Source organism: Elstera sp., from assembly GCF_044372965.1.
GTDB lineage: Bacteria > Pseudomonadota > Alphaproteobacteria > Elsterales > Elsteraceae > Elstera.
In genome coordinates this window covers 1-8,954 of record NZ_JBILQX010000149.1, presented here as the reverse complement: position 1 = coordinate 8,954, position 8,954 = coordinate 1, and the positions used below count along the sequence as shown (strand labels likewise).

Below are 8,954 nucleotides of genomic sequence, written 5' to 3'. Positions count from 1 at the left end.
TGAAAATCCTCACCGGGGCCGCGACTAAGAGCATCACTAAGGGCGCGAACAACGTGACCGTCACGGTGGACCAGGGCGGCAAAACCCAGGCAATCACCGTGGACCGGGTGATTCTCGCGGTCGGCATCGTCGGCAATGTCGAGAATATCGGGCTTGAGGGCACGGGGGTTAAGGTCGAGAAGACCCATGTGGTTATCGACGATTATTGCCGCACCGGCGAGCCCGGCGTTTACGCCATCGGCGATCTCGCAGGCCCGCCCTGGCTTGCCCATAAGGCCAGCCACGAAGGCGTGATCTGCGTCGAAAAAATCTTCGGCGTGGGCGATGTTCATCCGCTCGATACCAGCAATGTTCCGGGCTGCACCTATTGCCAGCCGCAGGTTGCCTCGGTCGGCCTGACCGAAGCGAAAGCCAAGGCGGCGGGTTATAGTGTGAAGGTCGGGCGTTTCCCCTTCATGGGCAACGGCAAGGCGATTGCCCTGGGCGAGCCGGAAGGGATGGTTAAGACGGTCTTCGACGCGAAAACCGGCGAACTGCTGGGCGCGCATATGATCGGCGCGGAAGTGACCGAACTGATCCAGGGTTACGCCATCGCGCGCACACTGGAATCAACGGAAGCGGAACTGATGCACACGGTCTTCCCGCATCCGACCCTCTCGGAAATGATGCATGAAGCGGTTTTGGACGCCTACGGTCGGGCGATCCATTTCTAACAGGTGAGGCATGACGGCGGGGCGCTTTCACAGGCCTCGCCGTCTTTGTATGGTCGGCAAGCACGCAGAGGCTCAGCCTCTGCACTCCGCTCAAGGGGCTTGCCCCTTGAGAATCCCTTTTTCTAATTTACTTAATAGAGATCGGGTTCCCCAAGGGCCGTTGCCCTTGGGCGGGGGTGTTGGGGGCAGCGCCCCTGACGATAAGAACGCCTTGCTCCACTTTATCGGAGCGTTTATGACGCGCGTGTGACGCCGCGAAGGGATTTGGATGATGACCGATAAGGCTGCTGCCGCCGCACTCCGCCACCCGGAAAAGGCCAATAAGCCGGATAATCCCATCCAACGGAAACCCGATTGGATTCGGGTGAAAGCGCCGGTCTCGGCTGAATATAATAATACCCGCCAGATGATGCGGGAGTTGAAGCTCAACACTGTCTGCGAAGAGGCGGCCTGCCCGAATATCGGCGAATGCTGGGCCAAGAAGCACGCGACCGTGATGATCTTGGGCAATGTCTGCACGCGCGCCTGTGCTTTTTGCAATGTGGCGACCGGACGGCCCGATAAGCTTGACCCGCACGAGCCCGAGCATGTGGCCGAAGCCGTGAGCCGCATGGGCCTTGCCCATGTGGTCATCACCTCGGTTGACCGCGACGATCTCGATGATGGCGGGGCCGATCATTTCGCCCGCGTGATCCGGGCGGTGCGCGCAGGCTCGCCACAAACGACCATCGAAGTGCTGACCCCCGATTTCATGCGCAAAGATGGCGCGATTGAAGTGGTGGTGGAAGCGCGCCCGGACGTGTTCAACCATAATCTTGAAACCGTGCCGCGCCTCTACCCGACCATTCGCCCCGGCGCGCGCTATTTCCATTCGCTGCGGCTTTTGTCGGAAGTCAAACGGCTCGACCCGTCGATCTTCACCAAGTCGGGCGTGATGGTGGGCCTCGGCGAAAGCCGCGAAGAGATTTTGCAGGTGATGGACGATCTGCGGTCGGCGGAAGTCGATTTCCTCACCATCGGTCAATTTTTGCAGCCCACCCCGAAGCACGCGGCGGTGGATCGGTTCGTCACGCCCGATGAGTTCGCGAGCTATAAGACGCAGGCCTACGGCAAAGGCTTCCTAATGGTGGCCTCCTCGCCCTTGACGCGCTCCTCCTACCATGCTGGGGAGGATTTCGCGCAGATGCGGGCCGCGCGGGAGGCGCAGTTAGCGAAAGCTTCGGCCTAAACCGCATGCCCACCCATGCCGAAAAGCGGCTTCTGCCCTATACCCCGCAGCAGCTTTACGATCTGGTGGCGGATGTCGGGCGCTATCCTGAGTTTCTGCCCTGGTGCCTCGCAGCGCGTATCCGCGAACGGTCGGACGCCCATATCCGCGCCGATTTGATTATCGGCTATAAGGTGGTGCGCGAGCGCTTCACCAGTAACGTCACGCTCGACCCGGCGAATTTCCGCATTGACGTGGCCTATGCCGAAGGACCGTTTAAATATCTCAACAATCATTGGATTTTCCGCGCCCTGCCCGATGCGCCAGGGCAGACGGAATTGGATTTCTATGTGGATTTCGAGTTCCACAATCGCATGCTGCAAAAGATTATCGAAACCCTGTTCAATGAAGCCGTAAAGCGGATGGTATCGGCGTTTGAGAATAGAGCAAAGGCATTGTACAGCTAACAACTGCTTCGGCGCGAGGGTATGTTATATCATCCTAAGGTGATTTCAGGAGAGCCCCCGCATCCCCACGCCCCTCAATCTGCGCGCTGCCTTTGATCGTGTGACCGACTATTGGTCGCCCAAGGTTATCGGCCAAGTGAATAATCAATATTTAAAAGTGGCAAAACTCAAAGGTCAGTTTGTTTGGCACGCCCATGACGATGAAGATGAACTATTTCATATCGTGAAAGGCAGCCTGCGGATCGAGTTTGAAGACCATGTTGCCACTCTTAACGAAGGCGATTTTCTCACCGTGCCGAAAGGCGTGCGGCACAATCCGGTGGCCGACGAAGAATGCTGGGTGCTGTTGATCGAAACGGTCACAACGAAGCATACCGGCGACGTGGACTCGCCCCTAACCCGCTGCCTGGATGAGCAGTTAGCGGAATAAACTCAATGCTGAAAATCTGACCGCGCCGCCGAAAACGAATCGGCTGCGCGGCCAAACCTGTATGAAGTTACGGCTTAACGGTCGCGTTCAGGAAAATGAACGAGAAGCTGGCGAGATAATCCCCGGCGGGGAAGGGTGCCGTAGGGGCCGTCTGGCCTGCCGTGGAGGCAAAGGCGCGCACGCCGGGTTTATTCACCTTCGCCGTCGCCGCCGGTGCGGTGGTAGTGGCGGTTAGGGCCGAAATCGTGGCGCTGGCGTGGCAATCCATGCAGGTGCCCGCGCCTCCCGATTGTTTGAAGGCCCCGGCCTGTACATAGGTTTCCATAGTGGTATTGGCGATAACGCGCGTCGTCGGGTCGTTTGCAACTAAGTCCGGCACCATGTTCGTGGGATTGGGGGTGCCATTGATCCCCGCCCCAAGCGCCCCGGACAAAAGTTGCGGGGCCGGATTATTCGGCCACTGCACATCGATCAAGCGATAGAATTGAAAGATCGAGGCGCTGGGAATCTGCGACCAAACCCACTGGTTGACGCCATTGGCATGAAATTCCAGCGGCGTCGTGCGCCCTACCTGTTGGGGGGCATTATAGGGATAGCAGGTTGGGTTGGCGGGGGTTCGACCCGCGCTCGTCGGGCACGGGGTTTGCGGTTGCAGATTCACCGTGCAATTATAATAGGGGTCGGTCGCCGACGTGCACGCGCTGTTGAAATAGGTATAGTCCGTCCGCGCGTTTCGGGGGGCACCCGTCGCAGTGCGCGGATCGCTGGCTTGCTGGGTCGTCAGATTATAGTCCGGCGTGTTATCAACATGCTCGAAGGTCGACCACAGGAATTGCGACGCGCCGGGCATCCGCCGAATAATATGCAAGCCCGCGAGGCCAACGGTCTGGGTCGTCGTGACGCCATAAGGGTCGGTCACGGTCGCACTGGCGGTGAGATAGCGGCTGTTATTGGGATCCCCGGCACTGAGAATAACCCAGGCGGCTTTCAGTTCGATCGAGCCCGTATCGTCCCCATAGGTCGCTTTATTGCCGTTACAGTCGGTATCGTTGCCATAGCCCATCGGCAGACGAAACCCGCCGGTCGTCTGGCCTGCCGGAACCGCCGTCACGCAGGCAAGCTGATTGGTGGCGGTATTGAGCGGCCCGCCGCCTTGAACGGAGGAGACATATTCCACTTCGTTCGGGTTCATGCGCACATCATAATAGGTCAGGTTTTGCTTTTGGCTGGTGAGCCAAACGGCACCGCTGGCCTGATCGATGCCACTAACCGTAACATTGCCGAACTTCGAGGTCGCCGTTAGCACCAGCGGCGGCGGCGTGTTTCGGCTGGCCGGGGACGAGGGCTCAAACAGCGAGTTTGCCGGGGTAAAACTCTGCCAGACCGTTGTTGCGCCCGCAGGGAGAAGACCGAACTGGCTGGCGGCAACACTCTTATCCGGGATTGCTTGGCCACTTACTGCTTGCCAGTTCAGGTAGATAAACTGCTGCCAAGCGGCGCAATCGGCGGTCGTTTGATTATCAATAGCGCCGCTTGCAACAAAGCTTGACGGAAGCGATGGCGCTGTGAGTGAAAAAGGGCAGGCAATTTGCGACGTTTGCGCCTGTACGCTTGGCGCTGCAAACATCAAAAGTGATGCTGTGGCGGTGAAATAAGCCCAATGTGATTTTCGGAACCCGGTCATGCGCCAACCCCTTGTGTTATATGTGGTTTATAAAGAGTAAATCATCTTATGGTTGTGTTCAAATTAAAATAAAATGACGATATTATTTTGTTAAGTTATCGCTCTGTAGGGTTAAAATAATAAAAAAAGGAAGAGTAGCGATGCTATCCTTCCTTTATTGATGCTTTTGAGGTGCATAAAATTTAAATCAAAAATAAATTATCGCTCGAGATTTTTTAATTTGTTTTATCGGGAAGCCCGTAGCGCTCTTTAAACACCGCCAAAACCGCCCTTGCTTTGCGCTTTTCATCGTCCGTAAACGGTTTATCGGCCTCGGGGAGAACAATGCCCTCGCGTTCGCGCACGGCGGCAATGGTGCTTTCCTTAGAACTCCGCCCCCAGAAACTCGCCATTTTGGCCGGATCTTTCGGCGTCGGCGCGGCTTCCGGCGGCTTTGCTTTTGGGGCGAGAAAGGCGGCAGGATCGATATTCAACCGCTTCAATGCCTCCAGCGCCGTCGCCTCCACTTCTGCGGAAATGAAACGTTTGCGCAAAGCCCGGGCGATAGCGCGGGCCTCTTCGGGGGGGCGGGGAGTTTTCCTGACCATTTGAAAAGCAGTTTACCGCGCGCGCGGGTAGAATGCCAGTCATCTGAAATGACGGGCTTTTAAGGTAAATCATTTCGAATGCAACGCGCCGCTTGCGTGGGCTCAAAAGTCCTTTGCCGCACCTAAAGCATAGAGCAGCCAGCGCATATCCTGGCGCTTGATGCCTTCCAGCGCCCATTGCACCTCATAGGTTCGGGCCAGCGCGCGCGCCTGCGGAAGGTGATCGGCAAGCCCCGGATAGGCGAGTTCGGTCAGCGGCCCGTTCCCCCAATTATAGAGGAACCCCGCAATATCGACGGCAGGGTCGCCGCGCCCGCTGCGCCCGAAATCCAAAAGGCCGGTTAAACGCCCACTCGCCGGATCGTGCAGAATATGGGCGGGGTGGAGATCGTCATGAATGAAGCCCGTCCGCGCGGGGCGCAGCGACGCCGTGTCCAGCGCGGACAGGGCCCCGCGTAGATCGTCTGCCAACTTTCCCGAGAGCAGAGGAAACAGCTGGGTTTCGGCCCGCTGCCGCAGCGCGTTCCACTGGTCCGGCGTATGGGGGGTATCGGCCGCGGGAAGATCGGCGGGCAGGGGCAGGGTGTGGAGCGTGTGAAGCAGATTGCCCATCTCCGCCAGCAGTCGCCCGCGCTGCGACGCGGGCAGCGCCTGCAAATCGGCGCGGCTGGTTGGAAGGCCGGGGAGATGGCGATGGAGGGTCCAACCGTCGCCCGCGACGTCGGGAATAGGCAGCAGGTTGCGCATCTCGGTCGGTAAGCTCGAGCCGATGGCCCTGAGGAGCCGAGTTTCGCGCGCTAGCGGGGCCGCCTTCGTTCGGGCGAGGCGCAACACCCACTCGTGGTTCAGTCTGAATGCAAGGACGCTGGTGCCCTCGTCGTTGCCATCGCATTGCGCGATAGGTCCGATATGTCCGACAATCTTGGCGTGATCTTCGGAGGAGAGATGGGCAATCGCCGTAGCGAGCGGTGCCGAGAGGGGGGTGAAAACCATGGCTTACCCTGCGATGCTCTGCGGAAAGAGGCAAGGACAGACCCGAACGCTTGAATGCAAATGCAATTACTGCCGCAGTTCTAAGCAAATATTGATGCGATCATGGGCAATACGCACAATAAAGCGCCATGACTTTGAAAACAGGCAAAAAAAACGGCAAGATCAATATTTTGATCTTGCCATGCTGCAATGCAGAAGATAGATTTATTTGTACGACAACAGCTTATGCTGCTTGTCTCCGCCTGGTGGCGATTCCTCCCTAAACTCGGGCTGCGCGGCCTTTTGTCGCGCAGTCTTTTTATTTGTTGGACGGAGTATAAGCACGCGCCCTTGCGTCTGTCACCCATTTTTTCGCCAAAATGTGCATCTTCTGTAAACAGAGGCAGATTGTGTTAACCATTATGCGCTCCGAAACAAATTAGAAAGCTATACCAATTGGTTACAAAGCCATTGCCGGGAAGATTTTGCCGTCTGTGGTTCTGAGTTTTAATCTGGTAAGCTGAAAGAATGATTCAATGGGCAAAAATTAGGCGCGTATATGCGCTGGCGGCACTCATGCTTTCAAGCCTTAGCATTGCTGGGCTGAATGGGGGCGTTCTCATCTCCCGGGTGGAGGCACAGACCCCCCGGTTTCAAATGAATATCGGGAACGGCGGCAGTTCGTCGCTCTTAGGAGCGCCTGATCCCGAGATTTGTCGGCAGGCGCTGGTAACGTTGTCGCCTTCGGAAACGCCGACCTATCAGCCGGGGTTGACGGCGTCGGGCGGGTCGGTGGCCGGGGCGGATTTGCCGGGCGGCGCGCTTTACGGCGGCGGCCTTGCCGGGGGGCTGAGCCCGTCAACCCGGCTTTATGTCGATCCCAACGCCTATGGGGGCCGTCTGCGCAGCCCGCTCCAGGGCGAAACAACGGTTGGAACGGTGCAGATTGCGCCCGATGGCACGAGCTTGCTCAATGGCCGTCCGCTCACCGGCGGGAACGAGGACCTCATCGAACGCTGCCGCGCAGCGGGCTATCGCTAGCGGGCAGGCCCGCATGGGCGTGGACAAGCAAGGTCGCGCCGCCTAAAGTCGCGCCCGGCTGTTCCCTATAAAGTCCGAGATCTTTCATGCGCTTGTCCCAGTTCTTCCTGCCGACCTTAAAAGAAAATCCCGCCGAAGCGCAGATCGCCTCACACCGGCTGATGCTGCGCGCGGGCATGATCCGCCAGCAGAGCGCCGGGATTTATGCCTGGCTACCGCTCGGCCTGCGCGTGCTCAATAAGGTGGAAGCCATCGTGCGCGAGGAGCAAAACCGCGCGGGTGTGGTGGAACTGCTGATGCCGACGATCCAATCGGCGGACCTCTGGCGCGAAAGCGGACGCTACGATGATTACGGTAAGGAGATGCTGCGCATCACCGACCGGCACGAGCGCGAGCTATTGTTCGGCCCCACCAACGAAGAGATGGTGACGGATATCGTCCGCACCTTCGTGCGCTCTTACAAGCAGTTGCCGCTCAATCTCTATCATATTCAATGGAAGTTCCGCGATGAAGTGCGCCCGCGCTTTGGCGTGATGCGGGGCCGCGAGTTTTTGATGAAGGATGCCTATTCCTTCGATATCGACGAAGCCTCGGCGCGCATCAGCTATAATAAGCAGTTCCTCGCGTACCTGCGCACGTATGCGCGGCTGGGGCTGAAGGCGATTCCGATGAAGGCCGATACCGGCCCCATCGGTGGCGACCTGTCGCACGAGTTCATCATTCTGGCCGAAACCGGCGAAAGCCAGGTGTTCTGCGATCAGGATTGGCTCGCCCTCGACGTGCTCGATAAGGCCCCGAAAAGCGCCGAGGAGCTACAATCCTTCGTCGATTGGGCGACGGGTTTCTATGCCGCCACCGAAGAAAAGCACGATGCCGCCGCCTGCCCGGTTCCAACCGAGCGCCTGCATTCGGCGCGCGGGATTGAAGTCGGGCACATCTTCTACTTCGGCGAAAAGTATTCGAAGCCGATGAATGCCACCGTCACGCAAGCTGATGGATCGGTTGCGCCGCTGCACATGGGCTCCTACGGCGTCGGCGTGTCGCGTCTCTTGGGCGCGATCATTGAGGCCAGCCACGACGAGGCGGGGATCATTTGGCCGGAGGCGGTTGCGCCTTATCACGTCGGCATCATCACGATGAAGGCGGGCGATGCGGCCTCCGACGCGAAGGCGATGGAAATCTATGACGCGTTGACCGCCAAAGGTATCGACGTGCTCTACGATGACCGCGACGAGCGCGCGGGCGTGAAATTCGCCGATATGGACCTGATTGGCCTGCCCTGGCAGCTCATCATTGGTCCGCGCGGGCTGGAAAAGGGCGTCGTCGAACTGAAGAACCGCCGCACCGGCCAGCGGGACGAGCTATCGGTGGCGGACGCGCTGGCGCGGTTGGGGGCGTGAGGTGAGGCGGCAGGGCTTCGAAAGAGTCCTGCCGCGCCCGTAAAAAAGCCAGAATTGCGCGGCTTTCTTTCTGCTAAACTCAGACCTGAGCACTTTAGCGCAATCGGCGGGGGAGAGTGTAATGACCCAAGGCTTCGAGTCACCTGCCCGGCCTGTGCGATTGTTCCGTGATAAGCGCCATCAAGCCGTTCGTATTCCGGCTGAGTTCGAGTTGCCCGGCGATACCGCGCTGATGCGCCGCGAAGGGGGGCGGCTGATTATCGAGCCCGTTCCTCCAAGCGGTCTCTTAGCACTTCTGGCAAGCTGGCAACCGATGGCCGAGGATATTCCGAGCATCGAGGATGCACCGAGCCAGCCCGAGGATATCTTTTGACGGTGCTGTACCTGCTCGATACGAACATCTTGAGTGATCTTGTTAAGAATCCCTCAGGCCATGCGGCAAAGCGTATTCGG

At 58.5% G+C, this 8,954-nt stretch carries 10 protein-coding genes; 7 read left to right on the top strand and 3 right to left on the bottom strand.

All coding sequences use genetic code 11. The features are described 5' to 3' along the window. The 4 genes from ACIQ36_RS15535 to ACIQ36_RS15520 all read left to right on the top strand — a co-directional run. On the top strand, positions 1 to 713 hold a 713-nt coding region (locus ACIQ36_RS15535; protein ID WP_395830946.1), incomplete at its 5' end, for an FAD-dependent oxidoreductase. 271 nt (positions 714 to 984) lie between these two features. Next, entirely contained in the window at positions 985 to 1,941 is a 957-nt protein-coding gene (gene lipA / locus ACIQ36_RS15530) for a lipoyl synthase (RefSeq protein WP_395830948.1), read from the top strand. 5 nt (positions 1,942 to 1,946) lie between these two features. Further along, positions 1,947 to 2,387 carry a type II toxin-antitoxin system RatA family toxin gene (locus ACIQ36_RS15525; RefSeq protein ID WP_395830944.1) on the top strand — a complete coding sequence of 147 codons (441 nt, stop codon included), beginning with the start codon at positions 1,947 to 1,949 and terminating at the stop codon, positions 2,385 to 2,387. A 100-nt stretch (positions 2,388 to 2,487) separates the two neighbouring features. Then, entirely contained in the window at positions 2,488 to 2,817 is a 330-nt protein-coding gene (locus ACIQ36_RS15520; protein ID WP_395830942.1) for a cupin domain-containing protein, read from the top strand. Between the two features lie 67 nt (positions 2,818 to 2,884). Here the strand turns inward: ACIQ36_RS15520 and ACIQ36_RS15515 are convergent, their stop codons facing one another. The 3 genes from ACIQ36_RS15515 to ACIQ36_RS15505 all read right to left on the bottom strand — a co-directional run bounded on the left by ACIQ36_RS15515 (position 2,885) and on the right by ACIQ36_RS15505 (position 6,081). Then, positions 2,885 to 4,501, bottom strand: a complete 1,617-nt coding sequence (locus ACIQ36_RS15515; RefSeq protein WP_395830940.1) for a hypothetical protein — start codon at positions 4,499 to 4,501, stop codon at positions 2,885 to 2,887. A gap of 215 nt (positions 4,502 to 4,716) precedes the next feature. Next, the gene (locus ACIQ36_RS15510; protein WP_395830938.1) at positions 4,717 to 5,088 is read right to left on the bottom strand and encodes a hypothetical protein; all 372 of its coding nucleotides are present in this window, start codon (positions 5,086 to 5,088) and stop codon (positions 4,717 to 4,719) included. 102 nt (positions 5,089 to 5,190) lie between these two features. After that, positions 5,191 to 6,081, bottom strand: coding sequence for a phosphotransferase family protein (locus ACIQ36_RS15505; protein ID WP_395830936.1), 891 nt, complete (start codon positions 6,079 to 6,081; stop codon positions 5,191 to 5,193). A gap of 555 nt (positions 6,082 to 6,636) precedes the next feature. On the opposite strand from ACIQ36_RS15505, the gene ACIQ36_RS15500 reads away from it, so the two are divergent. The 3 genes from ACIQ36_RS15500 (at position 6,637) to ACIQ36_RS15490 (ending at position 8,874) form a co-directional block, all read left to right on the top strand. Next, positions 6,637 to 7,101, top strand: coding sequence for a hypothetical protein (locus tag ACIQ36_RS15500; RefSeq protein ID WP_395830934.1), 465 nt, complete (start codon positions 6,637 to 6,639; stop codon positions 7,099 to 7,101). Positions 7,102 to 7,187: 86 nt separating this feature from the next. Beyond that, on the top strand, positions 7,188 to 8,501 hold the full coding sequence (proS, locus tag ACIQ36_RS15495; protein WP_395830932.1) for a proline--tRNA ligase: 1,314 nt from the start codon (positions 7,188 to 7,190) through the stop codon (positions 8,499 to 8,501). Between the two features lie 121 nt (positions 8,502 to 8,622). Then, positions 8,623 to 8,874, top strand: a complete 252-nt coding sequence (locus tag ACIQ36_RS15490) for an antitoxin (RefSeq protein WP_395830930.1) — start codon at positions 8,623 to 8,625, stop codon at positions 8,872 to 8,874. Positions 8,875 to 8,954: the final 80 nt, after the last annotated feature.

Excerpts from the sequence above, each read along its gene's own strand:
- lipA (WP_395830948.1), top strand. The coding sequence starts at position 985 with ATGACCGATAAGGCTGCTGCCGCCGCACTCCGCCACCCGGAAAAGGCC.
- ACIQ36_RS15525 (WP_395830944.1), top strand. The coding sequence starts at position 1,947 with ATGCCCACCCATGCCGAAAAGCGGCTTCTGCCCTATACCCCGCAGCAG.
- ACIQ36_RS15515 (WP_395830940.1), bottom strand. The coding sequence starts at position 4,501 with ATGACCGGGTTCCGAAAATCACATTGGGCTTATTTCACCGCCACAGCA.
- ACIQ36_RS15510 (WP_395830938.1), bottom strand. The coding sequence starts at position 5,088 with ATGGTCAGGAAAACTCCCCGCCCCCCCGAAGAGGCCCGCGCTATCGCC.
- ACIQ36_RS15505 (WP_395830936.1), bottom strand. The coding sequence starts at position 6,081 with ATGGTTTTCACCCCCCTCTCGGCACCGCTCGCTACGGCGATTGCCCAT.
- ACIQ36_RS15500 (WP_395830934.1), top strand. The coding sequence starts at position 6,637 with ATGCTTTCAAGCCTTAGCATTGCTGGGCTGAATGGGGGCGTTCTCATC.
- proS (WP_395830932.1), top strand. The coding sequence starts at position 7,188 with ATGCGCTTGTCCCAGTTCTTCCTGCCGACCTTAAAAGAAAATCCCGCC.
- ACIQ36_RS15490 (WP_395830930.1), top strand. The coding sequence starts at position 8,623 with ATGACCCAAGGCTTCGAGTCACCTGCCCGGCCTGTGCGATTGTTCCGT.